Consider the following 25789-nt stretch of genomic DNA (forward strand, 5'->3'; position numbering starts at 1 on the left):
AACGTGCGATCCCAACTCCTTGGCTCACAGAACGACATGGCTACGATCCGACTTAGAGACGAGCATGTTGCTCTGGAGGCGGCCCTGGGCGACGAGGTCGCGCGCGGTGCCGAGCACGTCCGCGGGGCCGGAGAGGATGCGCGGGTCGAGCAGGCCGAGCGCGGCCGCGCCCCACCACACCGCCACGAGCAGGGCGGGCCCGATGAGCCGGCCGAACGGCAGCCCCCCGCCGGGGCCGAGGCGCCGGGCCGTGGGCCGGCCGCCGCGGTCCGCCGGTTCCCCTGCGGGGGCGGCGGCGCCCGTACGCGCCGGGCGCCCGGGGGCGCGCACGACCGCCGCGGCGGCCTCGGTGCGGGTGTCGGACATGTCAGGGCCTCCGGTACGCCGCGGGGACGGCCGCCGCGGCCAGGTGCTCGAAACGGCGGTCGAAGAGGGGCTCCGCCTCGGTCTTCGGGATGAAGCCGCCCGCCGCCATCAGATCGGACGTCTCCTTCTCCCAGGCGATGGCCCGCGACCAGTCGCGCGGGAAGTACGGCCGTCCCTGGGCGGCGACGATGCGGGCGCCGTCGGCCGCCGTGACGCCCTGGTCCCGCACGTAGTACGTGCTGATCCACGCGTGTTCGTGCTCCCAGGCCCACACCTGGCCGCGCGCCCACAGCGGGACGACGTCGCGCACGGCGGCGGCCTTCGCCGGGTCGGCGAGCACCTCGGCCGGGGCCCACAGGACCGTGAGCAGGTCGAGCACGTCGGTGGTGACGGCGCGGGCGCCGTCGCCCCGGTACTGGGTGAGGTACTTGGTGAGTGTGGGCTCGCCGAGCGGCGCGATGTCGACCTGCCCGGACTGGAGCGCGGTGAGGAACTGCGTGCTCGGCAGCGGCACGAGGGTCACGTCCCCGGCCGAGAGCCCCTGTTCCTTGAGGGCGCGCAGTACGACGACGCCCTGGGCCTGGCCCTGCGAGAAGGCGATGGTGCGGCCCGCGAAGTCCTCCAGGCCGCGCACGGTGGAGCCGGGCGCGGTGGCGAACACGTACTGCGGCCTGTTCTTGACCGCGACGCCGACGATGCGGTTGGCGACGCCGATCGCGGCCGCCTGGAGCGGCGGGATGCCGGCGTTGACGGCGAGGTCGACGGAGTGCGCCCGGAAGCCCTGGATGATGTCGGGTCCCGCGCTGAGGTTCGGCCACTGGGAGACGTGGAACGTCAGCTCCTTCGCCATCCCCGAGGCGGCCAGCTGGAGTTGGGTCGTACGGCTGGCTATCGCGAGGCGGGTGCCCGGGGGCGGCGCTCCCGAGGGGAGCGCCCTGGGCAGGGAGACCGCGCCCGCGGAGGTGCGCGCGCCCGCGCAGCCGGTGAGGGCGAGGCCTGCGCCGCCGAGCAGGCCGAGGAAGGAGCGGCGGTGCACGACGGCGCGCTCCCGGGCGCGCGCGACCGGGTTTTCCGGCCGCCCGGCATGCGTCCGGGGCGCCGGTTCCCGGGGGTGCGCGGAAAGGGCCGAAAGCGCCGTCGGCACAGTCGGCACAGTCGGTATTTTCGGCGCTGTCGGCGCTGTCGGCGCTGTCGGGAATTTCGGGGCTTTCGGGGCTTTCGAGGCCGGCGGCGTGATCGGCGTGATCGGCTCCGGACGCGGCGGCGTCGGCGGATTCCGCTTCGGCTTCGGCTTCGGCGGCGTCGTCATGCAGTCGTCCCGTTCTTCCGGACGTGGGAAAGGGCCGGGCCGTTCGGCAGCGTGTGGTACCGGCCCGCGTGGAAGACCAGGGGCACGCCCCTCTCGTCCAGCCGTGCCTCCGCGACGCGGGCGACGACGATGCGGTGGTCGCCCGCGAGGACGGTGCGCTCGACGTCGGCCCGCAGCCAGCCCGCGGTGCCGTCGAGCACCGGGTCGCCCGCCGGATGGCGGAACCACCGGGTGGGCGCGGCGAACCGGTCGATGCCGCTGGTCGCGAAGCGGATCGCCACGTCCTCCTGGCCGGCGGCGAGGAAGTTCACGACGAGGCTCGCCGCCCGCTCCACGTGCGGCCACGCAGAGGTGCCGGTACCGATGGCGAAGGAGACCAGGGGAGGTTCGAGCGACAGGGAGGTGAGCGAGGTTGCGGTGAATCCGGTGGGCCCGCGGCCCGCGTCGACACTCACCACGACCACCCCCGCGGGGTGGTTCCTGAATGCCTGTTTGAAACGCTCCGGGGTCGTCCCGGAAACGGTGGAGGACATGGTTCTCCCTCGGGAGGAAGGGGCGGAGGGGGCGCGCGGAAAAGCGGAATGGCGAAAGGTGAGGGCGGAACTCACGGCAATGCCGAATTCCCGGGCGCGGCCCGTGCGTTCGCGCCCGTAATTGCCGTGTACTCATCATCCGGGGCCTTTTGGCGGCCGGTCAACAATGCAACTCTTTGAATTAAGTCCGGGGCAGCGGGAATTGGCCGAGCGGATCGGAGTAGAGCGCGTGCAGGGCCACCGCGCCGCCCGCGGTGGCGAGCACCTCGCCGGTGAAACTGCTCGGCACGACGGTGCTCTCGGTGTCGACGCGGCCGAGCGAGCGGGAGTGGCGGGCGGCGGAGGAGCGCAGCGCGGCGAGGCAGTGGGGCAGCCGGCCCGCCCCCGGCTCGACCACGACGAGCACCGCGGGGTCGAACATGTCGAGCAGCAGCGCTGCCGCCCGGCCCGCGAGCACGGCACGCCGCTCGAAGATCCGGCGCGCCCGCGGCTCGCCCGCGAGCGCCGCGTCGAGCAGCGCGCGGAAGGACGGCGCGGGCAGCCCGGTGGCGGCCGCCCGCGCCAGCGTGGCCCGCTCGGAGACCTCGGCCGTCAGGCAGCCGAGGGCTCCGCAGGCACACGGCGCCGGCGCCTCGCCCCGCTCGCCGCCGACCGGCAGGTGCGCCACCCCGCCGGCGCCCGCGCGCGGACCCTCGTGCACGACGCCTCCCGTGGTGAAGGCGGCGTCCACGACGGCCCCGACGAACAGCAGGACGGCGCTGGCCCGTGCCGCGCGCCGTACGGTCGGCGCGCCGAACAGCTGCTCGGCGCGGGCCAGCGCCCTGGCGTGGCTGTCGACGCGCACCGGCAGGCCGGTCGCCGCGCCGAGCCGCTTGCGTACGGGCACGTCACGCCAGCCGAGCAGCGGGTGGTCGACCACCGTGCCCGAGGCGGGGTCGACCCGGTGCCCGGTGGCCACGCCGAGCGCGGCGACCGGGCGGCCCGCGGTGTGCCGGTCGAGGAAGGCCGGCAGGGTGGCGCAGAGCCGGTCGAGCGTCCGCACGGGGTCCCGGGCCGCGCCGGGCGCGTGCGGCAGCGGCTGCGCGGCCACCACGCGCCCGCGCAGGTCCATCAGCGAGAGCGTGGTGCGCTCGACGCCGATGTGCGCGCCCGCGGTGAGCGGGCCACGGTCCCCGATCTCCACCGGCACGTGCGGGCGGCCGAGCCCGCGCGGCCCGGTGGTCTCGGGGGCCTCGCGCAGCAGGCCCGCGCCGATCAGCCGGGCACTGTGGCCGGTGACGGACGCGGGCGAGAGGCCGGTGAGCCGCGCGACGGTGGACCGCGCGACCGGGCCGTGGTCGAGGACCGCGCGCAGCACGGCGCCCGGTCCTGAGGGGCGCGCGGCGCGCGGCGCGGGGTCGGAGACGTGAGAGAGGTCGGTTCTCTTCACAGGGGCCTTCCAGGTCCTGGGGGCTGGCGCGCTCCCCCGCCCGGCGGGCGGCGGGAGCCGTACGCTTCCTCAGACCTGGTGACACGCGGCGGAGCACACGCGCTTCAGGTCGACATGACCTCGCGTCGTCAGGTGCGTCGTCCGCTGCATGCCACGCAACGTAACGGGACCTGCGGGGCGCGTTCAAGACCCGCCCGCATCATGGACATGTGATCTCGCGGGGCGGTACCGGCGAGCCGTGGGGCACGCGGGGCGGGGAAGGAGAAGGCTGAGCACCCGCAGGCCGCCGGTGCTCCGGCGACTCCCCCGGAGGAAGGTCTTGAGGAACGGAATCATGGAGCGGTCACCCCACACCCCGGTACCGTCGGGCGCCCTCGCGGGGGCGCCCTGCTGGGTGAGTCTGATGACCCACGATCTCGCCGCCGCCGAGGAGTTCTACGGCGCGGTGCTCGGCTGGCGCTTTCGCGCGACCCCGCTCGGCGAGGAGTTCGCCGTCGCGGTCGGCGCCGGCGGCGCGCCCGCCGCGGGGATCGGCGCGGTGGCGAGCAGCCTCCAGGCGGGGGTCGCGTGGATTCCGTACTTCGCCGTGGGCGACGCGGACGCCACCGCGGCGCGCGTCAGGGAGCGCGGCGCGACCGTCGCGGTCGGTCCGCTGACGATGCCGGTGGGCCGGGCGGCGCTCGCCGCCGACCCGCAGGGCGCCACCTTCGGCTTCTGGGCGGGGATGACGATGGAGGGCTGGTCGGTGGGGCACGGCCCGGCGCCCGCCACGCTGCGGCTGCGCACGCGTGACGCGTTCGCGGCGGCGATCTTCTACGGGGAGGTGCTCGGCTGGGGCGCCGTCCCGGAGGCGGGCCTCGACGTGCGCTACGAGCAGGACCGCGTGCGGGTCGCGGACCGCGGCGGGGCCGTGGCGGAGCTGTACGGCGGCGCGCTCGAATCGCCGCCCGACCCGCAGGTGCGCCCGCGCTGGGAGGTGCACTTCCGGGTGACGGACGTGGCGGCGGCGGCCGGGGCCGCGGCGGCGGCGGGCGGCGCGGTGGTGGCGCCGCCCGCCCAGGACACCGTGCGGGGCGCGGGCCTCGTGGCCACCCTGCGGGACCCGGACGGGGGCGTGTTCACGGTGGCGGGCGGCTGAGCCGGCCAGGGCGGGTGGCCACGGGCCGGCGCGGGGCCACGGGCCAGACGCGCGCCGGGAGGCGCCGAGGGCCGGAGCGGGGCGCGCCGCCCACCGGTCTCACGGCACGGCCGCCCCGTCCAGGTGCAGCATGCGGGCGAGGCTGCGCCGCGCGTGCCGCACATGGGAGCGTACGGTGGCCGGCTCGATGCCGAGGTACGCGGCGACGTCCTCGTCGGGCGCCCGCAGCACGTAGCGCAGCACCACCACGTCGTACTGCCGCTCCGGCAGGGCGGCGATGGCCGCGTACAGCCCGCTCTCGCCCTCCAGTACGCAGAACGCGCCGCGCATCTCGTGCAGCAGCAGCCCGCGTACGGCCTCGTGGAAGGCGGCGGTGCCCGCGCGCACCGGCCGCCTGCCGTGCCGGGCGAGCCAGCGGGCCGTCTCGCGCTCCAGCAGGGCCCAGGCGAGGCGGGCCACGGCGGGCCGCTCCCGCAGCCGCGGCCAGTCGGCGGCGAGCCGGGCACAGGTCGCGGCGACGATCGTCTCCGCGGCCCGCGCGCTGCCGGTCTGGGTGTGGGCGTACCGCAGCCAGAGGAGGTGGTGGTGGGCGCGGAAGGCGCACAGGCTGAGGGGCCGCCGCCCGGCGGGTAAGTCCGGTGGCGGTGTGTCAGGTCGCACGGGTGTCGTCCCGTCTCCCGGTGGCGCCGGTGCCGCTCCCCCGCGGGCAGCCCGCCGCCAGGCTCCGACCGCCCCGGCGCCCCGCTCGTCCCGCGGGGTGCGGGGCGTGCGCGGGGAGTCCCCGGCCGCCTTGCCGAGAGTAGCCGAACGACTACCCGAACGGGGGCCGTCCGCCGAGGCGTTACCCCGCCGGACACTCCCGGGACACGTACGCGGCGAGTTCCTCGTGGGTGGCGTACCAGACGTCGTGGGCGCCGATGTGGTCGAGCAGCTCGCGCAGGATCAGGAAGCGGGAGCGGTGGCCGATGACGTGCGGGTGCATCGTCAGCTGGAACAGGCCGCCCTCCTCGACGGCCAGGTCGAACTCGTCGCGCCACAGCGAGAGGACACCGCGGGGCGGGGTGTAGGGCCGGGAGGAGGTGAAGCGGTCCATCGTGAAGTACGGGGCGTCGTCGCGGATCCACTCGACGGGGATCTCCACCATGCCGGTCGGCTCGCCGTGGTCGAGGATCTCGTAGGGCTCGTCGTCGGCCATCAGCGAGGAGTCGTAGGCGAGGCCGAGTTCGCGGGAGATCGCGAGGGTGTGGTCGGAGAAGTCCCAGGACGGCGTCCTGATGCCGACGGGGCGCCGGCCCGCGAGCGACTCCAGGGTGTCGGCGGCGCGGAGGGCGAGCTCGCGCTCGTCGGCCGCGGTCAGCTGGGTGTTGCGCTCGTGGATCCAGCCGTGCAGCGCCACCTCGTGGCCGCCGTCGACGTAGGCGCGTACCTCGTCGGGGTGGAGGAGCGCGGAGACGGCGGGCATGAAGAACGTCGCGGGCACGGACCTGTCGCGCAGCAGCCGCAGGACGCGCGGCACGCCGGCGCGCGCGCCGTACTCGCCCTGGGAGAGCTTGCCCGGGTGGGTCTCGTCGTTCCTGAGCGGGATCGTCTCGTGGTCCGAGTCGAAGGAGAGGGCGACGGCGGCGCGGGCGCCGCCGGGCCAGCGGGCCGGGCGCAGCGGACGGCCCGCCCGCACGGCGCCGACATGGCCGCGCCAGGTCGGCTCGTCCCACTGCCAGGGCTCCTGCCCGCCGCCGGTGCCCGCCGCGCCGCCCGTACCGTCCGTGCCGCTCATCGCCGCCCCTTCCACCGCCGCGCCCACCTGCCAGGCTGTGCCGGTCCGCCTGCCCGGCTGTCCGGCTGTCCGGCTGTCCGGCTGTCCGCCTGCCCGGCAGTCCGGCAGTCCGGCAGTCCGGCAGTCCGGCAGTCCGGCAGTCCGGGGCCCGACGCATTCTGGCACGCGGGCGCCGCGGGGCCGTGGTGGGAGTGCGGCGGTGGCTCCCGGGGTGCGGGGGCCGGGGCGGGTGGCGAGAATCGGGGGCGTGACGACCGTCCGCGACGACCGTGGCCGACCGTTCCCCGCTCCCGACCGGTGAGGCGCCCCATGAGTCTGAGCATCCGCAACCAACTGCCCGGCAGGGTCGCCTCGGTGGAGGCGGGCGAGGCGATGGCCGTCGTGCGGGTACGGCTCGACGGCGGCCAGGACCTGACGGCCGCGATCACCGCGGAGGCGGTGCGCGACCTCGGCATCGAGGCGGGCACCGCCGTGCGCGCGCTGGTCAAGTCGACCGAGGTGGCCCTGGCCACCGGGCAGGTCGGCGCGGTGTCGATCCGCAACCGGCTGCCCGGCACGGTCACCGGTGTGACGGCCGGGGGCGCCATGGCCGACGTGCGGGTGGCCGTCGCGGGCGCGGAGCTGGCCTCCGCGGTCACCCGGGACGCGGTCGCCGACCTCGCGCTCGCCGAGGGCAGCGAGGTGGTGGCGCTGATCAAGTCGACCGAGGTCTCACTCGCCGTCGCCTGAGACGGCCGCGGCCCGCCGCCCGGTGCGCGGCGCCGCGGCAGCGGGCAGCTCCCGCGCCATCAGGGCGGCCACCCGCGGCCACCCGGTCAGCCGTACGGCCGTGACGGCGCTGACGTACCGCGCGCCGCAGTGGTCGGAGGGGACCACGAGCTGGGCGCCCTCGGCTTCGAGGCCGCGGCCGTCCATGTCGGTGGCGAGCAGCACGGGCACGTTGCCGAAGTCGGCGTCGATCTCGGCCCAGGACAGCACGGTGCCGTGGCCGTCGCCTCCGTCGACCGCGAGGACGAAGCCCGCGCGGGCCTTGCGGCCCGGCCCGCCGAAGACGGGGCCCGCGTCCGCGACGACGTCCCGCAGCAGCGGGCCGCTGAAGGAGTGCGGCTGCGGCCCGGCCTTCAGGCAGTGGAAGACGACGTCGGCGCGGCGCTGGCGCCATCGGGTGCGCAGATCGCCCACGGTCAGCCGGGCGGGGGACGCCACCTCCCCGTCGAGGGTGAAGGCAGCGGTACGGGATCGTGCGCGGGCGGCGGTACGGGATCGGCTCATGAGTCTCCCCTCGGGAGGTGCGCTCGTGCGCGGCGGGACGGGCGCCCCGGCCGGTGTATCCGCCGTGATGCCCGGCCCGGGGGCCCGTGGAACCTCAGGAGCGGGCCGTACTCCCGTGCCGGGCCCCCATCTGTGGCGACGGTCAAGGGATCCGGCCGCAGCCGCAGCCCGCGCGCCGGCGCGGGCCGCGCCGCCGCGGGCGCCGCCACGGCTCCCCCACACCCCTCCCTGCGGTCATATGAACGCCAGCAACGCGATATAGTTGTGCAAGGCAATCACTTGTATGACGCATGCACTTGCATGACGCAGCCACAGAGAGGGCAGGGCATGAGCGGCGTGCCCCCGCAGCAAGGCCAGGAGCCGGCGTTCGCGACGCCGGACGACAGCACGCGCGCCGACCCGACGGCCCGGCTGGCCGAGGGCATGGAGCGGCTGATGCACCTGTTCCTCAAGGCTCGTCAGACCATGCTCGACAAGGCGCGCAACGACGTCGACTGGTCCACGTTCCTGCTGATGGGGGCCGTGGTCGCGCAAGGTCCTCTGCGCGTGAAGGAACTGGCCGAGCTGGTCCAGTCCGACCCCTCCACGGTCAGCAGGCACGTCGCCCAGCTCGTACGGGACGGATTCCTCGAACGCCACGCGGACGCGGTCGACGGCCGCGCCAGCCTGCTCACGGCGACCGCCAAGGCGCGGGAGGCGGTCGACGAGCGCAAGCAGCGCAGGAACCGGCACTACGAGCAGATGCTGCACTCCTGGGACGACGCCGAGCGCGCCCGCCTCGCGACGCTCCTCGACCGCTTCGCCGACGACTTCCAGACCTACAAGACCTCGCTCGCCGACTCCGACTGGGCACCTGCCCGTCCGGCGACCCGAAAGGAAACCACTCAATGACGTCCACCGACGCCGCGTCGGCCAACGTCGGCCCGGGGAGCCCCGAGGAGCCGAGACCGACCGGCTACACGCACCGGCAGATCATGGTGATCCTGTCCGGCCTGCTGCTGGGCATGTTCCTGGCCGCGCTCGACCAGACCGTCGTCTCCACGGCGATCTACAAGATCGGCGAGAGCCTGCACGGCCTGACCGCGCAGGCGTGGGTGACCACGGCGTTCCTCATCACCTCGACGATCGCGACGCCGCTGTACGGCAAGCTGTCCGACCAGTACGGGCGCAAGCCGTTCTTCATGTTCGCGATATCCGTGTTCGTCGTCGGCTCGGCGCTGTGCACGCTGTCCACGTCGATGTACATGCTCGCCGCGTTCCGCGCCTTCCAGGGCATCGGCGCGGGCGGCCTGTTCTCGCTGGCCCTCGCGATCATCGGCGACATCATCCCGCCGCGTGAGCGCGCCAAGTACCAGGGCTACTTCATGGCCGTCTTCGGCACGTCCAGCGTGCTGGGCCCGGTCATCGGCGGCGCGCTCGCCGGCGCGGGCACGGTCGCGGGCATCGACGGCTGGCGCTGGATCTTCCTGATCAACGTCCCGATCGGCGTCGCCGCGCTCGTCGTCGTCGCGAAGGTGCTGCACCTCGACCACACGCGCCGCGACCACCGCATCGACTACCAGGGCGCGGTCTCGCTGGTGATCGCCCTCGTGCCGCTGCTGGTCGTCGCCGAGCAGGGCCGCGAGTGGGGCTGGGGCTCAGGGCGCTCGCTCGCCGGGTACATCGTCGGCGCCGTGGGCATCGTGCTGTTCCTGCTGGCGGAGCGCCGTGCGGGGGACGACGCGCTGCTGCCCATGCGGCTGTTCAAGAACGGCGTCTTCGCCGTCGGCACCGCGCAGTCGTTCATCATCGGTATCGGCATGTTCGGCGGCATCACGCTGCTGCCGCTCTACCTCCAGCTGGTGAAGGGCAACTCGCCCACCAAGGCCGGTCTGCTGACGCTGCCGCTCGTGCTCGGCATCATGCTGCTCTCGCTCGTCTCCGGCCAGGTCACCTCGCGCACCGGCAAGTACAAGATCTTCCCGGTCATCGGGTGCGTGCTGCTGGTCGCCGGCATGCTGATGCTGTGGCGCATGACGGCCGACAGCGGGCTGCTCTACATCGACTTCGCGATGTTCGTCGTCGGCGCGGGCCTCGGCCTGAACATGCAGACGATCGTGCTGGCGATGCAGAACGCCGTGCCGCCGCGCGACATCGGCGTGGCGACCTCGTCGACCACGTTCTTCCGGCAGATGGGCGGCACCGTGGGTGTCGCGGTGTTCCTCTCCATCGTGTACTCGCTGGTGGTCGGCAAGATCAGCCACGCGTTCACGTCGGCGCAGTCCTCGCCCGCCTTCCAGAAGGCGGCCCAGGCCCACCCGGAGCAGCTCAAGCAGCTGACGCACGCCGACACGAGCGCGTTGAACGACACCTCGTTCCTCGCGAAGCTCGACCCCGCGCTCGCCCACCCCTTCAAGGTCGGCTTCACCGACTCGATCTCGGTGGCCTTCCTGGTCGGCGCGGTCGTGCTGGTCATCGCGTTCGTCCTGTCGCTGATGATCAAGGAGGTGCCGCTGCGCACCACGGCGGGCGCGTTCTCCAAGGAGGAGGAGAGCAAGCCGGCCCCCACGGCCTGACCCCTCCCGCCCCCGCACCACGACCGGCCGAGCCCACACCGACGGGGCCCGGCCGGTACGCGTTTCGCGGGGCGGTGACACGGGGCCCCGTGCGGCTGCGCGAGGCCGCGGCGCGGAGCCGTGGGGTGGTCCTGCACTGCGGGCCCCTGCCGTGTTCGGGCCGTCTCCCCGGCAGCCGCCCGGTCCGCAGCGGCCAGAAGCCAGGGCGGTCGGTCCCCGCTCGCGTGGTCCACGCTTGCCCGGCCCCCGCTCGTGGGGGCCGGCGGAGGGAGGGTCCAGAGCGGTCATGATCCCCGCGGCGCGGCTCTTGCCGCTGGGCGCGCGGGGGTACCGCACAAGGACGTCGACCAGTGCCGGTGTGGCTCGCGCGCGGACCTCCTCGACCGCCCGCCTCCCTGCCTCGGGGTCCCCGCCCGCGGCGATCTCCGTGATGCGGGCCGTGTGCGCGGCTGCGCGGAGGATGTGGCCCACCTGGTGGGCCTTCGCGATCGGGTGCGGAGAGGCGGCGGCCGCGGCATCGCCGGCCGCGTGCGCGGCGAGACGCGCGGACTCCGTGGCGGCCCCCCCCTCGCCGCCCGGTGGGCGTCCGCAGACGTGATACGCCGGAGCCCGGTCCTGGGCGCGCCGCCGACGAACTCCCCTGCCGCGTCGTCGGCGGCCCGCGGCCGGGCGTCGTCCGGGTGGGCGTCCTCGCACACCGGGAGAACCCCCTGGGCCGTCTCGGCGACACGGCGCGCGACGACACGCGACTCGTCCATGGACAGCTCGGAGTCACCGCTCACGCCCGTCCCGAAGGCGATCGTCGCGCGCGGGGCAGGAGCGGGGCGCGCGCCGGCCCGTCACCCCGGCACGGGAGACGGGCCCCCGCGGGGGCGCGTCTCCCGCCGGCTCGCCGCGACCGCCCCGGACCGGCGGTCCGGGGCGCTACGCGGGAGACGGAGGCGCCCCGTCCCCCGGCGCGCCGGCGCGCCCGGCGTGGGTGTGGAGCCAGTCGAGGACGAGGCGCAGGCGGTGGAGGCGGTGGTCGGGGCGGCCCGAGGTGGCGAAGGAGTGGGAGGCGCCGGGGTAGCGGACGAGGACGGTCTCGTGGCCGCGGCGGCGGAGGGCCGCGTAGAACTGCTCGGACTGCTCGACGGGGCAGCGCTGGTCGGCCTCGCCGTGGATCAGCAGCAGCGGCGTGGTGACGTCGGCCGCGTGCGCGAGCGGCGAGCGTTCCCACAGGCGGGCTGCGCCGGCCGCGTCGTACAGGTCGGTGCCGCCGAACTCGTGGCGGTTGACGGTGAATCCGTTGTCGGACGTGCCGTACTTGGACACCAGGTTGGCCACGGAGCGCTCGGAGACGGCGGCGCGGAAGCGGCCGGTCCTGGTCAGCGCCCAGTTGGTGAGGTAGCCGCCGTAGCTGCCGCCGGCGAGGTAGAGCCGGTCGGCGGGAGCGAGCCCGGTGGCGACGGCCAGGTCGGCGAGGGCCAGCACGTCGTCGAGGTCGCCGCGGCCCCAGCCGTCCACGCTCAGCGCGCGGAAGGCCGTGCCGCGGCCCGCGCCGCCGCGCACCTCGGGCAGCAGCACGTGGAAGCCCGCGGCGACGAGGCTCTGGGTCTCCAGGTCGAAGGCGTTGCCGTACACCATGTGCGGGCCGCCGTGCACCCGCAGCAGCGTGTCGCCGCGACCGACGGGTGAGCGGTACAGCAGGCCCCGTACGGTCAGCCCGTCCGCGGAGGCCGCGGTGACCTCCTCGGGCGCCACCGGACAGGCGTCCCGCGCCCAGGCGGTGTTGAAGGACGAGACGCGCCGCTCCCCCGCGTACAGCTCGACCGGCTCGGCTGCCGACTCCAGGCAGAGCGCGAGGGTGCCGTCCTGCGCGGCGGCGAAGTCCGCGACGGAGCGTCCTCGCGGACTGATACGGGCCGCAGCCCCGCCCGGCACGCCCGCGTACAGCGCGACCTCGCCCGCGACGGTCGCGGCGAACAACACGCGCTCGCCCGCCGTCGCGAGCAGCCTCGGCGCGCCGAGCGCGCGGGAGTCGGCGAGCAGGACGCGCTCGCACTCCAGGTCCTGCCCGGGGAAGGCCGGGGTGCCGTCGTCGGCCCACCGCACGCGCGGCGGCTCCACGCTGTGCCCCGCGGCGGCGCTTGCCAGCGCGACCGGGCGGCCCGACGCGGTCACGGCGAGCGCGCGCACCGGCGCGGGGAAGCGCCGGACGAGGGTGTCCTCGCCGCTGTCCACGTCGAGCCTGCGCACCTCCCAGCCGGGGTGGAGCGCGTCGCTGTGGCGCGGGTGCGCCGCGTAGAACACGCCGCCGCTGTCGTCGGGCGCCGGGTGGCTCAGCCTGAGCGCGGTGCCGCCGTCGCGCAGGAGCCGCGCGGCGCAGCGGGTGCCCGTACGGTCGAGGCGCAGGACCCACAGCGTGTCGACGGGTTCGACGGGGCCGGGCTCGCCGTCGCTCTTGTAGCGCAGCCAGTCCACCACCACGGGCGCGCCGGCGGGTTCGGCCCGGCTGCTGCAACGGACCAGCAGCCGCTCCGCGTCGAGCCAGACGTACTCGGCGGGGCTGCCATCGGGGGCGCCGTCGAGCGGGGTGGGCTCGCCGCCGTCCGCGCCGACGAGCCAGAGGCGCCGCGGCCCTTCGCGGTCGCTGCGGAAGACGACGCGGGTGCCGTCGGGCGCGACGGCGGGCGCCGTGTCCGACCAGGGGCCCTGGGGAGTGAGCCGCCGCGGCGGGGCGGTCCCTTCCGCGGTCTCGAAGCGCCACAGGGCGCTGGTGTAGCGGGCGTACGAGGCGTCGACGCGCTGCACGGCCGCGACCCCCCAGGTGCCGGAGGGCGCGAGGTCGGGTGCGCCGGGCAGGGCGAGCGCCGTCAGGTCCCCCGGTACGGCCCCGGTCACCGGTCCCCTCCGTCGGCTGCCGCGAACGCGGCCTTGGCCTGGGCGAGTCGACCAGGCTCGGTGAACAGTGCCCCGAGGACGCCCGCGAGCATCGCGGCGCCGTCGAGGACCGCGGCGTCCGCGTCGGGGCCCGCGGCGCCGGCCGCGAAGTCCCTGGTGTGCAGGGCGGCCCCGGGCACGGCGCAGACGTACGGGTGCAGGGCGGGGACGCGTTGGCTGACGTTGCCCATGTCGGTGGAGCCGGCCGCGCCCGCCCAGCCGGTGCCCGGCGGCACGGGCCGCCCGAGGGCGGCGAACGCGTCGGCGGCGAGGGCCGCGAGCACCGGATTGGCGAGCACCGGGTCGTAGGCGGGCGCGACCTCCTCGAAGGTGTACGAGGTGCCGGTGGCGATCGCGGCGCCGCGCACGCAGTCCCGCACGGCGTCGAGCAGCCGGCCGCGCAGGTAGCCGCTGTCCAGGCAGCGGGCGAAGAGTTCGACGCGGGTGCGCTCGGGGATGATGTTGATCGACTGGCCGCCCTCGGCGATCTTCGCGTGGATGCGGGTGTCCGGGGTGGTCTGCTGGCGCAGCAGCCCGATCGCGACCAGCAGCAGGGTGGCGGCGTCCAGCGCGTTCCTGCCGCCCTCGGGGGCGGCGGAGGCGTGCGAGGCGCGGCCGGTGAAGACCGCTTCGAGGGAGAGCCTGCCGAGGTTGGTGCGGGAGACGGCGTCGTATCCTGCGGCGTGCACCATGACGGCCGCGTCCACGCCGTCGAGTGCGCCGGCCTCGACGAGCCGCACCTTGCCGCCGCCGCCCTCCTCCCCCGGGCTGCCCAACACCACGATGCGGCCCGGGACGTGGCGCTCCGAGAGGAGGCGGGCCGTGGCGAGCGCGGCGCCCGCGCCGGCCGCCGCGATGACGTTGTGGCCGCAGCCGTGGCCGAGTCCGGGCAGCGCGTCGTACTCGCAGAAGACGGCCAGCGTCGGGCCGCCGCCGCCCTGCTCGCGGGTGGCGCGGAAGGCGGTGGGCAGCCCCGCGGTGCCCGCGTCGACGGCGAAGCCGTGGGCGTCGAGCAGGGCGCGCAGCCGGGCGGCGGCCACGTGCTCCTCGAAGCGCAGCTCGGGCTCGGCGTGCACCGCGTGGCTGAGCGCGAGGAGTTCGCCGCGCAGGTCCTCGGTGTGCGCGCGGGCGGCGAGCGCGAGCGGCGCGGCGGGCGTGGTGCCCGTACCCGTGGCGCTCATGCCGCGGCCTCCGCGGTCTCCGCGTAGTGGCAGGCGGCGGCGCGGCCCGCGGTACCGACCTGGCGCAGGGCGGGTTCCTCGCTGCGGCAGCGGTCGGTGGCGAGCGGGCAGCGGGTGGAGAACACGCAGCCGGCGGGCCGGTCGAGGGGGCTCGGCAGGTCGCCCGCCGCGGCCACGGCGCGCCGCTCGCCGCCACGCCGGGCGCGCGGGCGGGGCACGGCGGCGAGCAGCAGCTGCGTGTACGGGTGGCGCGGGTCGGCGAACAGCTCGGCGGTGGGCCCCTGTTCGACGACGCGGCCCAGGTACATGACGGCCGTCTCGTGGGCGAGGTAGCGCACGAGGGCGAGGTCGTGGCTGATGAACAGGTAGGCGAGGCCCAGTTCCCGCTGGAGGGAGCTGAGCAGGTTGACCACCTGGGCCTGTACGGACACGTCGAGCGCGGAGACCGCCTCGTCGCACACCACGAACCTGGGGTCGAGGGCGAGCGCGCGGGCGATCGCGACGCGCTGGCGCTGCCCGCCGGACAGCTCGTGCGGGTAGCGCTCGGCGTAGGCGGCGCCGAGCCCGACCAGGTCGAGGAGTTCACCGACCGGGCGGGCGCCGCCGGGACCGCCCTGGCCCACGCCGTGCACCCTGGCGGGCTCGGCGAGGATGCTCGCGACGCTCATGCGGCCGTTGAGCGAGTCGTAGGGGTCCTGGAAGACGGGCTGCATGTCGCGGCGCAGCGCGCGCAGTTCCTTCTTCGGCAGCCGGTTCACGTCCCGGCCCGCCACGGTGACGGTGCCGTCGCTCGGGCGTTCCAGGGCGAGCAGCAGGCGCCCCGTCGTGGACTTGCCGCAGCCGGACTCGCCGACCACGGCGACGATGCGGCCGGCGCCGACGGCCAGGTCGACCCGGTCGACCGCGGTCAGGGTGCGCCGCCCCGCGCGGGTGCGGACGCTGTAGCGCTTGGTGAGGCCCTCGGCGCGGACCAGCGGGCCCTTCGGGGCGGCGGCCGGGGTGGGGACCGTCATGGCGTGTCCTCCTGGTGCGGGGTGGTCGGTGCGTCGGGGCGGCCGGTGCCGGGGGCCGAGCCGTCGGGTCGTACGGCGCCGGGGCCCGCGCCTCCTGGGCGTACGGCACCGGGACGTACGGCTCCGGGGCCGGCGGCCTCGGCGGGGGCGGGCTTCGGGGCCGGGTGGTCGGGGAACCAGCAGGCCACCGCGGAGCCGCCGGGTGTGGCCTCGGTGAGCGGGGGCCGTTCGGCGCAGCGGCCCTCTGCCTTGGGGCAGCGGTCGCGGAAGGGGCAGCCCGTGCCGCGCTCGCCGAGCGGCGGCACCCGGCCGGGGATGGTCGGCAGATCGCCGACGCGCGGGGTGTCGGGGTCGGGCACGGACGCGAGGAGCGCCCCGGTGTAGGGGTGGTGCGGGCGTTCGAGCACCTCGTCGAGCGGCCCGGCCTCCACCACGCTGCCCGCGTACATCACCACGACGCGGTCCGCGATCTCGGCGACCACGCCCATGTCGTGGGTGATGAAGAGGACCGCGGCGTCCCGCGTCGACTCCCGCAGCAGCGCGAGGACCTGGGCCTGCACGGTGACGTCGAGCGCGGTGGTGGGCTCGTCGGCCACGACGAGGTCGGGCGACCCGGCGAGCGCGATCGCGATCATCACGCGCTGCCGCATGCCGCCGGAGAGCTGGTGCGGGTGGCTGCGGGCACGGGCCGCCGGGTCGGGCACGCCGACCGAGGCGAGCAGTTCCACGGCGCGGGCGCGGCGCGCGGCCCTGCCATGGGTGCCGTGGATCGCCATGACCTCCTCGATCTGGGCACCCACGGACATCAGCGGGTTCAGCGCGGTGGCGGCGTCCTGGAAGATCATGCTGACCTTGGAGCCGCGCAGCCGCCGCCACTGGCGCTCGCCGCGGCCGACGAGCTGGTGTCCGTCGAGTACGGCGGACCCGGTGGCGGTGGCGCCCTCGGGCAGCAGCCCGGTGAGGGCGAGGGCGCTGAGGGTCTTGCCGCAGCCGGACTCGCCGACCACGGCGACGGTCTCGCCGCGGCGCGCGCTCAGGGTCAGCCCGTCCACGGCGTCGAGCCCGGGGCCGAAGGAGACGCGCAGGTCGCGCACGTCGAGCACGGTGTCGGTCGCGGGTGCCGCGGGGGCGGCGGTGCCTGTTGTCGTCACAGCGGCCATCCCAGGGTGCGGGTGGGCAGGTCGAGGGTGCCGGGCGCGTCCGTGGCGGTGTCCCGGTGGTGGGCCGCGAGCTCGCCCGCGGTGCCGATCCAGAGGTCGCCGAAGTCCTTCGCGTCATCGAGCAGTTGGCGCAGCCGCAGGGCGCGGGCCGGGCGGCCCGACTGCCAGGGGTGCATGGTCAGGTCGACCAGGGTGCCCGCCTCGCGGGCACCGGCGAGCTCGGCGTGCCAGGCGTCGTAGAGGGAGGGGGCGCCGTAGGGCGGGTGGCTCTCGCCGCCGCCGGTGTAGCGGTAGTAGACGGCGTCGTCGGTGGCCCAGTCCACGGGGATCTCCACGAGGTCGCCGATGCGGTACGGCCGGTCGTCGCCCATCAGGGAGCTGTCGTAGGAGAGGCCGAGTTCCGCGAGCACCTCGAACCCCTCGGGCGACATGCGGAAGCTGGGCGAGCGGTAGCCGGCCGGCCGTACGCCGCTGATCTCGGCGAGCAGGTCGCTCGCGCGGGTCAGGGTGGCGCGCAGTTCGTCGGGGGCGAGGTCGGCGGGCGGCTCGTGGCACCAGCCGTGCAGGGCCAGTTCGTGGCCGGCCGCGTGGACCTCGGCGACGGCCCGCCGGTAGGTGTGCGCGATCCAGCCGGGGACGTAGAAGGTGGCGCGCACGCCGGTGCGGTCGAGGGTGTCGAGGATGTGGTGGACGCCGCGGCGCGGGCCGTAGCGCCGCTGCTCCAGTTCCGCGGCGTCGCCCGGCGGGTCGTCCCTGCGCCGCCACAGCAACGGGGACTCGCCGTCGAAGTCGAAGGTGACGCACAGGCCCGCGCGGTGTCCGCCGGGCCAGGGGTAGCCGGCGCTCATCGGGCCTCCCGCGCCGGGGCCGCAGGGGGCCGCGGGGTGTAGTCGCCCGCGGTGCGCCCGCCGTCCACGGCGAGCGTGGCGCCGGTGACGAACGACGCGTCGTCGGACGCCAGCCAGAGCACGGCGGCGGGGGCGTCGTGCGGGCCCGAGGTACGGCCGAGCGGGATCCTGTCGCGCATGGCGCGTACATGGTCCTCGGTGAGGGCGCTGACCTCGCTGCCCGGTGCGAACCCGGGCTGCACGGCGTTGACCCGGATGCCGTGCCTGGCCACTTCGAGGGCCAGGGACCGGGTCAGCGTCTCGACGGCCGCCTTGCTCGCCGCGTAGACGGAGCCGCCGGCGCCCGGCCGTACGGCGGCGCCCGAGGAGATGTTGACGATGCGGCCCGGCACCCCGGCGGCGACCATCGCGTCGACGGCCCGCCGGGAGAGTTCGAACAGGGCGACGACATTGACGTCGAGTATCCGCCGCACGGCGGCGGGTTCGGTGGCGGCGAGCGGGGTGCGCGGGTACAGGCCCGCGTTGTTGACGAGGACGTCCGGCGCCTCCCAGGTGCCCGCGACGGCGTCGCCGAGCGCGGCGAGCCCTTCGGGATCCGCGAGGTCGGCCGCGAGGTGCCGGGCACCGAGGCGCCCCGCGAGCTCGGCGAGCGGCTCCTCGCGGGCGTCGGTGAGCAGCAGGTCGGCGCCCGCGGCGGCGAACGCCTCCGCGATCCAGGTGCCGAAGATCCCGGCGGCGCCCGTCACCACCACCCGGGTACCGGCGAATGCGTTCTCTGGCACGGTCATGCCTCCTGTGCGGTGTCGGGCGGCGCGGCGGCGCCTGAGCCGTGCCCCGCGGTTGAGTCGTGCCCCACGGGCCCGCCGGCGCCGGCGCCGTGCCGGGCGGAGCCGGGGGCACCGGGGTCGTGCCCCGCGGGCCCGGACGCGGTGCGGGCGGCCGTACGCAGCCACCCCGGCGCCCGGCCGCGGCGCCCGGGTCCGCCCCTGCGGAAGGCACGCCGCGGCACCCGCCGGGTCGGGTCGAGCCGGTCGCGGACGGTGTCGCCGAGCAGGTTGACGGCGAGCACGAGCCCGAAGAGGGCGAGTCCGGGGAAGGTGACGAGCCACCAGGCGGTGGCCACGTACTGCTGGCCGTCGGAGAGCATGGAGCCCCACGAGGCGGTGGGCGGGCGCACGCCGAGGCCGATGAAGGAGAGGGACGCCTCGAAGACCACCATCAGGCCGAGTTCGAGGGTCGCGACGACCACGGCGAGCGGCAGCACCTCCGGCAGCACGTGCCGGGTGACGATCCACCGCCCCGGCGCGCCGACGGCGACCGCGCCGCGCACGAAGCCGCGTTCGCGGGTCTCCAGCACACTGGCGTACGCGATGCGGGTGTAGCGGGGCCAGCGCACCAGGGCGAGGCACACCACCACGTTGACGAGGCTCGGGCCGAGCACGGCCACCACCAGGATGGCCAGCAGGAAGAACGGCACAGACAGCGCGATGTCCGCGATCCGCATCACGACCACGCCGACCCAGCCCCGGTACCAGCCCGCGAGCACCCCGAGGAGCACCCCGAAGGCTCCGGAGACCAGGACGGTGGCGGCGGCGACCGCGATGGAGACACGGGAGCCGTACAGCACGCGGCTGAGCACGTCACGGCCGAGCGCGTCGGTCCCCAGCAGGTGGTAGTGGCCGTGCGCGGCGGTGAACGGCTCGCTGAGCCGGGCCACCAGGTCCGCGTGGTCGGGGTCGTACGGGGAGATCAGCGGCGCGCAGAGCGCCACCAGGACGTAGAGGACCACCACGGTCGCGGGGAGGAGGCCGCGCCGCCGCGTGCGGCGCACGCGGGGCTCCGCCGCCGGGAGGGGCGCGACCGGTGCCGCCCCGGGTGTCGCCGTCGCGCCGCTCATGCGCCGGCCCCCTTTCCGAGTGCGGTGACGCGCGGGTCGATGAACGCGTACGCGAGGTCGGTGACGAGGTTGACCAGGATGTACACGAGCGCCGCGAGGATCACGATGGCCTGGACGAGCGGGAAGTCGCGGCCGTCGACCGACTGCACGGTGAGCTGTCCGAGGCCCGGCCAGGCGAAGATCAGCTCGGTGACGACGGAGCCGCCGAGCAGGTTCGCGACCTCCAGGGCGAGGACGGTCAGGATCGGCACGGACACGTTGCGGGCGAGGTGGCGCACGACGAGCCGGGTGGTGGACGCGCCCTTGGAGCGCGCGGTGCGCACGTAGTCCCTGCCGAGCTGTTCGAGCACGGCGCCGCGGGTGATGCGCGCGACGGTCGCGGCGGACAGCGAGGCGAGGGTGACGGCGGGCAGGATCAGCGAGGTGAGGCCGCCGTAGCCGGTGGACGGCAGGATGCGGAAGGTGACGGAGAACAGCAGGATCAGCAGGATGCCGGTCCAGAAGGCGGGCATGGCCTGCCCGACGAGGACGACGGGCATCAGGACGCGTTCGGGCCAGCGGCCCCTGCCGAGGGCCATCGCCATCCCGGCGCCGACGCCGAAGACCACGGAGAGCGCCAGCGCGGCGAGCGCCAGGTCGACGGTGTAGGGGATGCGCTGGGTGATGAGGGTGAGGGCGGGTTCGTGCTGGACGTAGGAGTAGCCGAGGTCGCCGTGGAGCAGCCCGTCGAGGAAGGTGACGTACTGGTGCCACACGGAGACGTCGAGCCCCAACTGCCCCCGCAGCCTGGCGATGTCGGCCTGCGTCGCGCCCTGCGGGGCGAGCAGCTGCGCCGGATCGCCCGACAAGCGGAGGGCGAAGAAGACGGCGGTGGTGACGCCCCACAGGGCGATCAGGGCCTGGCCGAGCCGGCTGCCGATGTGGCCGGCGAAGGTGGTGAGTGTGCCCAGGTTCATGATGCGAACCTCATGTCGGCGACGTAGAAGCTCTGTTGGGCGTCGGGATGCCACAGGAGCCGCTTGTTGGCGCCGTAGATGGAGTAGATCTGGAAGAGGCCGATGCCGGGCAGGTCCTTGTCGAGGATGCCGTAGGCGCGGGCGTAGAGCCGGTCGCGGGCCGCCGGGTCGAGGGTCCGCCGTGCCTGGTCGACGAGGGTGTCGAAGGCGGTGTTGTGGTACGAGCTCCACACCGTCCCGGTGTGGAACAGCGGGTAGGCGACCCCGTCGGCGTCGAGGCAGGAGCAGGACCACTGGCCGAAGCGGATGGAGCCCCAGTCGTGCGTGGGGCCCTGCACCTTCTTCAGGTAGGTGGCCTGGTCGGTGTTGTCGATGGCGACCCTGAGCCCGGTGTCCTGGATGTTGGCCTGGATGACCTGCACGATCTGCGGGTCGTACGTGGGGGACGTGGCCATCACCACGGTCTTGCCCGCGGCGCCCGCCTGCTTGACGAGCGCGCGGGCTTTCGCCGGGTCGTACGTGTAGGGGGCGAGGGCCTTCGGGTAACCGACGGCGAGCGGGGTCAGGACGCTGTTGACCTGCTTGGCGTAGCCCTGTTCCAGCGCGCTGATGAGGGACTTGTAGTCGATGGCCAGGCTGATGGCCCGGCGCACCCTGGGGTCGTCGGTGGGCCCGCCCCTCAGGGTGTTGAAGGCGAGGTAGCTGACGCGTTCGGTGGGCGCCGACAGCACGTCGAGGTTGCTGGCGCCGCGCATCTGGATGGCCGTGTCCGGTGTCATCGAGTCGGCGATGTCGGCCTTGCCGGAGGTGAGGTCGGCGACACGGCTGGCGGCGGACGGCACCGCGCGGAACGTGACCTGGCGGATGGGCGGTTCGTGCCCCCACCAGTGGTCGTTGCGGCGCAGCACGACCTGCGAGCCGGGGATCGCGGAGACGAAGGCGTAGGGCCCCGAGCCCATCGGGCGGAGGTTGAACTGCGCGTTGCCGACCTTCTTGACGTACGCCTCTGGCACGACGGAGAGCGTGGTGAGGTAGGTCAGCAGGGTCGGCGACGGGTAGGCGGTCTGGATGGTGAGGGTGTCGCCGTGGCCGGTCGCGGAGGAGATCGCGGAGAAGTTGGCGTTCTGCTGGCTGCCGAGCTTCGGGTCGAGGATGCGCTCGATGCTGAAGGCGGCGTCGGCGGCGGTGAGCCGGCTGCCGTCGGTGAACCTGACGTCGTCGCGGAGGGTGAACTGCCAGGTGGTGGCGTCCGTCTGGCGCCAGCGGGTGGCCAGCCACGGGACGGGCTTGTTGGTCTTGGGGTCGCGGTGCAGCAGCTGGTCGAAGATGTTGCGGTACACGGAGTACGAGTCGGTGTCGTACTGGAGCCCGGGGTCGAGGCTCGCCGGGTAGCTCGCCAGGTCCGCCGTGAGGCGGGCGGACCCGGGGGCGGAACCGCCGGTCGTGGTGGGCAGGGCGCAGGCGGTGAGGGTCGCGGCGAGCAGCGCCGCGACGCCTCCGCACACTGCTGCCCGGCGGGCCCGGAGGCCCCGAAGTACGGTGCCTGTTCGGGGAGTCCGGAAAATCCGGGGAATCCGAGGAGGACGCATGTCCGTCTCCTGCCGGGATGTGCCGGTGGGCCGCCGCCGTGAGGCGGTCAGCCGGCCGACGGGGAGGGGATACGGGAGTCGACGGCGAGCGTCGGGACGTCGACCGTGACGGTCTCCGGGTACTTGATGCCGGCGCCGGTGTTGAGCACGACCGTGCGGTCGCCCTCGCGCAGCCAGCCCGAGGCGCGCAGCTGCTTGGCAGCCGCCATGCAGGCCGCACCCTCGGGGCAGATGAACGCGCCTTCCTTCCGGGCGAGTTCGGCCTGCTCGGCGAGGAGGTCCGCGTCGCTCACGGCGATCGCGGTGCCCTCGGTCTTGCGGACGGCCTCCAGGACGAGGAAGTCGCCGAGCGCCTTGGGCACGGTGATGCCGAAGGCGACGGTGTGCGCGTCCGGGAAGGGCGCGCTCTCGTCCTTGCCCTGCGCGTACGCCTCGACGATGGGCGCGCAGCCCTCGGCCTGGACGGCGACGAGCCGGGGCAGGTCGCCCTTGAGCCAGCCCAGTTCGCGCATTTCGAGGAGGGCCTTGTAGATGCCGATGAGGCCGACGCCGCCGCCCGCCGGGTAGAGGATCACGTCGGGCGCCTGCCAGCCGAGCTGCTCGGCGATCTCGTAGCCCATGGTCTTCTTGCCTTCGAGGCGGTAGGGCTCCTTCAGCGTGGAGACCTCCTGGTAGCCGCTGCGTTCGGCGACCGCGGCGGCCACGAGCTTGCCCGCGTCGCCGATGAGGCCGTCCACGAGGTACAGCTCGGCGCCGGAGACCACGCACTCGGCGCGGGTGATCGACGGGGCGTCGACGGGCATCGCGATCAGGCTCGTCATCGCGGCGCGCGCCGCGTACACCGCCCAGGCGGCACCCGCGTTGCCGTTGGTCGGCATCGCGACGCCCGCCACCCCGAGTTCCTTGGCGCGGGAGACCCCGACGGCCGCGCCGCGCGCCTTGAAGGTGCCGGTGGGGATCAGGCCCTCGTCCTTCATCAGCAGGCCGGGGACGCCGATCGCGGCGCCGTACGACGGGAGCGGCAGCAAGGGGGTCATGCCCTCGCCGAGCGTGACGACATGGGCCTCGTCCCGCACGGGCAGAACCTCGTGGTAGCGCCAGAGGTTCGCGGGGCGCGCGGCGATGTCGGCAGGGGTGACGGTCGCGGCGACCTGATCAAGGTCGTAGCGCGCGAGCAGCGGCACGCCCGCTTCACTGACCCCCTGGACCAGGTCGGCGTCGTAGCGCTTGCCGGTCTTGGAGCAGTCGAGATGGCTGAGGGCGGAGTACACCATGGGTCTCCTCGGACGGGCGGGGTAGGAGTGATTTGGATTTTGAATCCAAGTTTTGCCGCCCGTCAAGGGCCTGTCTCAGCCCGTGTCACCCTCCGGGCAAGACTTAACAGCGCGTTCACACCGGGAGGCGCGCGCGCCAGGGAGCGGGCCCCGGTCAGCCGGCGCGGCCGAGGTCCTTCGCGTAGCAGACCTCGGTGTACGGACCCGTGCGGTACGCCGGGATCTCGCGGTGGCCGTGGCGGGCGTACAGCGCACGGGCCTCGTCCCCGGGCGGTCGGCCGGGTGGGAGGAGCCCCCGTCGTGGCGACGATCGGCAACCGGATGCCCGCCCGGCTGCCGCGTACGGGCCGGGGGTCAGTGGGCCGGGCGGTACGGGAGGGGGGAGTCGCGGGTCACCACGCCGCCGAATGCCTCCGCGGCGCGGCGGACATGGGCGCGGGAGAGGCGTTCCGCGAGGTCGGAGTCGCCCGCGGCGACGGCGGCCATGATCGCCTCGTGCTCGTCCAGCGCCTCGGGGATGCGTCCGGGCAGCCGGGAGGACGAGCCGGAGGCGAACCTGAGCTGGCCGCCGAGGTTGTCGAGGAACTGCGCGAGGCGCGCGTTGCCCGAGGCGTGCCAGATCGCCCGGTGGAAGGCCACGTCGACGGCGCTGTACCCCTCGCCGCCGCGCTCGTCGAGCAGCCGCCGCTGCTCCTCGTAGAGGGGGCGCAGGGTGCCGCTGACGAACTCGGCGGCGTCCGGCGCGCCCGCGGCGTTGCGCGCGGCGATGCCGTCGAGCGCCTCGCGCAGCTCGTAGATCTCCCTCATGTCCTCGACGGCGACCTCGGGCACGAAGTAGCCGCGGTGCGGCACGGCGACGAGGAACCCGTCGCGCTCCAGGCCGGCGAGCGCCGACTTGATGGGCGTGGGCGACAGGGCGAGCCGCTCGGACAGCACCCGCACCACGACCTTGGCACCCGGGGGAAGTTCGCCGTCCACGAGCATCTGGCGGATCTCCTGGTACGCCCGCCCCTTGTACGTCTGCCGCTCGATCGCCATAGGACGTGATGATGGCATCCGCCCTCCCCCGTGACCAGCGCGTCCCTGCGCACCGCGCCCGCTCAGAGCGCCGCGACCCGTACGCCGGCGTAGGCGACGGCGGCCACCAGGACCCAGGACGTCAGGCCGAGGGCGAGGCTGCGGCCGCCCGTGCGGACCAGGTTGGGGACATGGATGCCGGTGCCGAGGCCGAAGAGCGCCGCGACCAGCAGCACGGACTGGAGGGTCTTCGCGTCGGCGAGCAGCCGCGCGGGCAGCAGCCCGGTGCTGGTGAGCACGATCGCCGCGAGGAACCCCGCGACGAAGAGGGGCACCGGGGGCGGCAGCCTGCGCTCCTCGGGGGCTGCCGCCGGTGCTGCCGGGACGGATGCGTCGTCCGGCCCCGTGTGGGGGGCCGCGGCGCCCTCCGCCGGGCGGGCGGGCGCGTCGGCCGGTGGTCCGGGCGTGGCCTCGGGGGGCATGGGTACGGGCGTGTCCCCGGGGGCCAAGAGTGCGGAGGTGGTGCTGGGGGCTGTGGGGGCAGGTGTGGCGCCTGGGGCCGTGGGGGCGGGGGTGTCCTCCGGTGTGGGGGGCCGGCCCGTGCGGACCGGGTGGGCAGTGGCCGTACGGGCGGCGGCCGGGCGCGCCACGACCGTACGGGCGGCGGCCGGGCGCGCGGGGGCGGCCATGGCTCCGGCCCGCGCGGGGGAGGGCGCCCGGCGGCGGCGGCCCGCGAGGCCGACCGAGGCGACCAGCGGCGCGAGCAGCACCACCCGGGTCAGCTTCACCACGACGGCTGTGGTGAGGGCACCCGGCACCCGCTGGGCGGTGGCCACGGTCTGGCCGACGTCGTGGACGCTGGCGCCGGCCCAGGAGCCGAAGTCGGCGACGTCGAGGCCGAGCGGACCGCGCAGAGCGGGCAGGACGACGATCGCCAGGGTCCCGCAGAGCGTGACGAGCGCGACGGCGACAGCGGTGTCGTCCTCGTCGCCGCCCGCGACCGGCTCCATCGCGGCCACGGCGGACGCGCCGCAGATGGAGAAGCCGGTGGCGACGAGCAGCCCGCGCGCGGGCGGCACCCCGAGCGCCCTGGCCAGCAGCCGCGTCCCGACGAAGGTCGCGGCGACCGTGACCGCGACCACGGCGAGGCCCCGGCCGCCGAGCCGCGCCAGCTCGGGCAGCGAGAGTTGGAGGCCGAGCAGCACCACGGCGATCCGCAGCAGCCGCTTCCCCGCGAGCCTGGTGCCCGGGTGCAGGGCGGGCGCGTGCAACCGCAGGTTGGTGACGAGCGCACCGAGGATCACCGCGACGATCGACGGGTTGAGCGCCGGGACCCAGTGCGCCACGGCGTACGCGACGGCCGTGGCGCAGGCGGCGGCCGCGATGCCAGGCCCCCACGCCGGATACGGACGGTGGCGGGCAGGGGACGAGGGAGTCTTCACCCCTCCACCGTGCGCGGCGTCCGACCGGCGGAGTAGTCTGCAATTGCTTGTGGCAGCAACAAGAAATGCTTGTCACACGTGCTGCGCGCAGCACGTCCCAAGAGAGCCAGAACA

Annotated in this window: 23 protein-coding genes; 4 read left to right on the top strand and 19 right to left on the bottom strand. The window is 75.1% G+C overall.

What is annotated here, in order from left to right:
* Positions 1 to 367 precede the first annotated feature (367 nt).
* The 3 genes from ABEA77_RS16055 to ABEA77_RS16065 form a co-directional block, all read right to left on the bottom strand.
* Positions 368 to 1402: an ABC transporter substrate-binding protein gene (locus ABEA77_RS16055; protein ID WP_345647255.1), complete on the bottom strand. Its 1035-nt coding sequence runs from the start codon at positions 1400 to 1402 to the stop codon at positions 368 to 370.
* A 269-nt stretch (positions 1403 to 1671) separates the two neighbouring features.
* Positions 1672 to 2208, bottom strand: coding sequence for a flavin reductase family protein (locus ABEA77_RS16060; protein ID WP_345647258.1), 537 nt, complete (start codon positions 2206 to 2208; stop codon positions 1672 to 1674).
* Between the two features lie 181 nt (positions 2209 to 2389).
* A complete protein-coding gene (locus ABEA77_RS16065; RefSeq protein WP_345647261.1) occupies positions 2390 to 3637 on the bottom strand; it encodes an ROK family protein in 1248 nt (415 codons plus the stop codon).
* 334 nt (positions 3638 to 3971) lie between these two features.
* Between ABEA77_RS16065 and ABEA77_RS16070 the strand changes: the two genes are divergently transcribed.
* A complete protein-coding gene (locus ABEA77_RS16070; protein WP_345647264.1) occupies positions 3972 to 4775 on the top strand; it encodes a VOC family protein in 804 nt (267 codons plus the stop codon).
* Positions 4776 to 4874: 99 nt separating this feature from the next.
* Here ABEA77_RS16070 and ABEA77_RS16075 read toward each other — a convergent pair whose 3' ends face one another.
* Together ABEA77_RS16075 and ABEA77_RS16080 are read right to left on the bottom strand one after the other, a co-directional pair.
* Positions 4875 to 5435 carry an RNA polymerase sigma factor gene (locus ABEA77_RS16075; RefSeq protein WP_345647267.1) on the bottom strand — a complete coding sequence of 187 codons (561 nt, stop codon included), beginning with the start codon at positions 5433 to 5435 and terminating at the stop codon, positions 4875 to 4877.
* 181 nt (positions 5436 to 5616) lie between these two features.
* Complete coding sequence (locus ABEA77_RS16080; RefSeq protein ID WP_345647270.1) at positions 5617 to 6549, bottom strand: polysaccharide deacetylase family protein; 933 nt, start codon at positions 6547 to 6549, stop codon at positions 5617 to 5619.
* 309 nt (positions 6550 to 6858) lie between these two features.
* On the opposite strand from ABEA77_RS16080, the gene ABEA77_RS16085 reads away from it, so the two are divergent.
* Positions 6859 to 7278 carry a TOBE domain-containing protein gene (locus ABEA77_RS16085; RefSeq protein ID WP_345647273.1) on the top strand — a complete coding sequence of 140 codons (420 nt, stop codon included), beginning with the start codon at positions 6859 to 6861 and terminating at the stop codon, positions 7276 to 7278.
* On the opposite strand, the gene ABEA77_RS16090 is transcribed toward ABEA77_RS16085, so the two are convergent.
* Positions 7261 to 7821 carry a molybdopterin-dependent oxidoreductase gene (locus ABEA77_RS16090; RefSeq protein ID WP_345647276.1) on the bottom strand — a complete coding sequence of 187 codons (561 nt, stop codon included), beginning with the start codon at positions 7819 to 7821 and terminating at the stop codon, positions 7261 to 7263. The genes ABEA77_RS16085 and ABEA77_RS16090 overlap by 18 nt on opposite strands.
* A gap of 327 nt (positions 7822 to 8148) precedes the next feature.
* Between ABEA77_RS16090 and ABEA77_RS16095 the strand changes: the two genes are divergently transcribed.
* Together ABEA77_RS16095 and ABEA77_RS16100 are read left to right on the top strand one after the other, a co-directional pair.
* Positions 8149 to 8712 (top strand): MarR family winged helix-turn-helix transcriptional regulator, encoded by a 564-nt coding sequence (locus tag ABEA77_RS16095; protein WP_345647279.1) that lies wholly within the window; start codon positions 8149 to 8151, stop codon positions 8710 to 8712.
* Positions 8709 to 10376: an MDR family MFS transporter gene (locus ABEA77_RS16100; RefSeq protein WP_345647282.1), complete on the top strand. Its 1668-nt coding sequence runs from the start codon at positions 8709 to 8711 to the stop codon at positions 10374 to 10376. The genes ABEA77_RS16095 and ABEA77_RS16100 overlap by 4 nt, the downstream gene beginning before the upstream one ends.
* Before the next feature lie 284 nt (positions 10377 to 10660).
* Here ABEA77_RS16100 and ABEA77_RS16105 read toward each other — a convergent pair whose 3' ends face one another.
* The 13 genes from ABEA77_RS16105 to ABEA77_RS16165 form a co-directional block, all read right to left on the bottom strand.
* Entirely contained in the window at positions 10661 to 11134 is a 474-nt protein-coding gene (locus ABEA77_RS16105) for a putative immunity protein (RefSeq protein ID WP_345647458.1), read from the bottom strand.
* Between the two features lie 166 nt (positions 11135 to 11300).
* Positions 11301 to 13259: a S9 family peptidase gene (locus ABEA77_RS16110; protein ID WP_345647285.1), complete on the bottom strand. Its 1959-nt coding sequence runs from the start codon at positions 13257 to 13259 to the stop codon at positions 11301 to 11303.
* Positions 13256 to 14479 (bottom strand): M20 family metallopeptidase, encoded by a 1224-nt coding sequence (locus ABEA77_RS16115; protein WP_345647288.1) that lies wholly within the window; start codon positions 14477 to 14479, stop codon positions 13256 to 13258. Before ABEA77_RS16115 ends, ABEA77_RS16110 begins: the two co-directional genes overlap by 4 nt.
* Positions 14476 to 15492: an ABC transporter ATP-binding protein gene (locus tag ABEA77_RS16120; protein WP_345647291.1), complete on the bottom strand. Its 1017-nt coding sequence runs from the start codon at positions 15490 to 15492 to the stop codon at positions 14476 to 14478. The genes ABEA77_RS16115 and ABEA77_RS16120 overlap by 4 nt, the downstream gene beginning before the upstream one ends.
* Positions 15489 to 16652, bottom strand: a complete 1164-nt coding sequence (locus ABEA77_RS16125) for an ABC transporter ATP-binding protein (RefSeq protein ID WP_425588284.1) — start codon at positions 16650 to 16652, stop codon at positions 15489 to 15491. The genes ABEA77_RS16120 and ABEA77_RS16125 overlap by 4 nt, the downstream gene beginning before the upstream one ends.
* On the bottom strand, positions 16640 to 17500 hold the full coding sequence (locus tag ABEA77_RS16130) for a polysaccharide deacetylase family protein (protein ID WP_345647297.1): 861 nt from the start codon (positions 17498 to 17500) through the stop codon (positions 16640 to 16642). The genes ABEA77_RS16125 and ABEA77_RS16130 overlap by 13 nt, the downstream gene beginning before the upstream one ends.
* Positions 17497 to 18282 (bottom strand): SDR family NAD(P)-dependent oxidoreductase, encoded by a 786-nt coding sequence (locus ABEA77_RS16135; protein ID WP_345647299.1) that lies wholly within the window; start codon positions 18280 to 18282, stop codon positions 17497 to 17499. Before ABEA77_RS16135 ends, ABEA77_RS16130 begins: the two co-directional genes overlap by 4 nt.
* 2 nt (positions 18283 to 18284) lie before the next feature.
* Positions 18285 to 19397, bottom strand: coding sequence for an ABC transporter permease (locus tag ABEA77_RS16140; RefSeq protein ID WP_345647301.1), 1113 nt, complete (start codon positions 19395 to 19397; stop codon positions 18285 to 18287).
* Positions 19394 to 20353: an ABC transporter permease gene (locus tag ABEA77_RS16145; RefSeq protein WP_345647303.1), complete on the bottom strand. Its 960-nt coding sequence runs from the start codon at positions 20351 to 20353 to the stop codon at positions 19394 to 19396. The genes ABEA77_RS16140 and ABEA77_RS16145 overlap by 4 nt, the downstream gene beginning before the upstream one ends.
* Positions 20350 to 21858, bottom strand: coding sequence for an ABC transporter substrate-binding protein (locus tag ABEA77_RS16150; RefSeq protein ID WP_345647305.1), 1509 nt, complete (start codon positions 21856 to 21858; stop codon positions 20350 to 20352). Before ABEA77_RS16150 ends, ABEA77_RS16145 begins: the two co-directional genes overlap by 4 nt.
* A 131-nt stretch (positions 21859 to 21989) precedes the next feature.
* Positions 21990 to 23216 (bottom strand): threonine synthase, encoded by a 1227-nt coding sequence (locus ABEA77_RS16155; protein ID WP_345647307.1) that lies wholly within the window; start codon positions 23214 to 23216, stop codon positions 21990 to 21992.
* Between the two features lie 354 nt (positions 23217 to 23570).
* Positions 23571 to 24254 (bottom strand): GntR family transcriptional regulator, encoded by a 684-nt coding sequence (locus ABEA77_RS16160; RefSeq protein ID WP_345647309.1) that lies wholly within the window; start codon positions 24252 to 24254, stop codon positions 23571 to 23573.
* 62 nt (positions 24255 to 24316) lie between these two features.
* Positions 24317 to 25675: a YeiH family protein gene (locus ABEA77_RS16165; protein ID WP_345647311.1), complete on the bottom strand. Its 1359-nt coding sequence runs from the start codon at positions 25673 to 25675 to the stop codon at positions 24317 to 24319.
* Positions 25676 to 25789 lie beyond the last annotated feature (114 nt).

This window comes from Streptomyces tremellae (assembly GCF_039540215.1).
In the GTDB taxonomy this organism is placed as follows: domain Bacteria; phylum Actinomycetota; class Actinomycetes; order Streptomycetales; family Streptomycetaceae; genus Streptomyces; species Streptomyces tremellae.

Excerpts from the sequence above, each read along its gene's own strand:
- ABEA77_RS16120 (WP_345647291.1), bottom strand. The coding sequence starts at position 15,492 with ATGACGGTCCCCACCCCGGCCGCCGCCCCGAAGGGCCCGCTGGTCCGC.
- ABEA77_RS16155 (WP_345647307.1), bottom strand. The coding sequence starts at position 23,216 with ATGGTGTACTCCGCCCTCAGCCATCTCGACTGCTCCAAGACCGGCAAG.
- ABEA77_RS16140 (WP_345647301.1), bottom strand. The coding sequence starts at position 19,397 with ATGAGCGGCGCGACGGCGACACCCGGGGCGGCACCGGTCGCGCCCCTC.
- ABEA77_RS16115 (WP_345647288.1), bottom strand. The coding sequence starts at position 14,479 with ATGAGCGCCACGGGTACGGGCACCACGCCCGCCGCGCCGCTCGCGCTC.
- ABEA77_RS16125 (WP_425588284.1), bottom strand. The coding sequence starts at position 16,652 with ATGGCCGCTGTGACGACAACAGGCACCGCCGCCCCCGCGGCACCCGCG.
- ABEA77_RS16100 (WP_345647282.1), top strand. The coding sequence starts at position 8,709 with ATGACGTCCACCGACGCCGCGTCGGCCAACGTCGGCCCGGGGAGCCCC.
- ABEA77_RS16085 (WP_345647273.1), top strand. The coding sequence starts at position 6,859 with ATGAGTCTGAGCATCCGCAACCAACTGCCCGGCAGGGTCGCCTCGGTG.
- ABEA77_RS16095 (WP_345647279.1), top strand. The coding sequence starts at position 8,149 with ATGAGCGGCGTGCCCCCGCAGCAAGGCCAGGAGCCGGCGTTCGCGACG.
- ABEA77_RS16080 (WP_345647270.1), bottom strand. The coding sequence starts at position 6,549 with ATGAGCGGCACGGACGGTACGGGCGGCGCGGCGGGCACCGGCGGCGGG.
- ABEA77_RS16130 (WP_345647297.1), bottom strand. The coding sequence starts at position 17,500 with ATGAGCGCCGGCTACCCCTGGCCCGGCGGACACCGCGCGGGCCTGTGC.
- ABEA77_RS16160 (WP_345647309.1), bottom strand. The coding sequence starts at position 24,254 with ATGGCGATCGAGCGGCAGACGTACAAGGGGCGGGCGTACCAGGAGATC.
- ABEA77_RS16070 (WP_345647264.1), top strand. The coding sequence starts at position 3,972 with ATGGAGCGGTCACCCCACACCCCGGTACCGTCGGGCGCCCTCGCGGGG.
- ABEA77_RS16090 (WP_345647276.1), bottom strand. The coding sequence starts at position 7,821 with ATGAGCCGATCCCGTACCGCCGCCCGCGCACGATCCCGTACCGCTGCC.
- ABEA77_RS16060 (WP_345647258.1), bottom strand. The coding sequence starts at position 2,208 with ATGTCCTCCACCGTTTCCGGGACGACCCCGGAGCGTTTCAAACAGGCA.
- ABEA77_RS16145 (WP_345647303.1), bottom strand. The coding sequence starts at position 20,353 with ATGAACCTGGGCACACTCACCACCTTCGCCGGCCACATCGGCAGCCGG.
- ABEA77_RS16105 (WP_345647458.1), bottom strand. The coding sequence starts at position 11,134 with ATGGACGAGTCGCGTGTCGTCGCGCGCCGTGTCGCCGAGACGGCCCAG.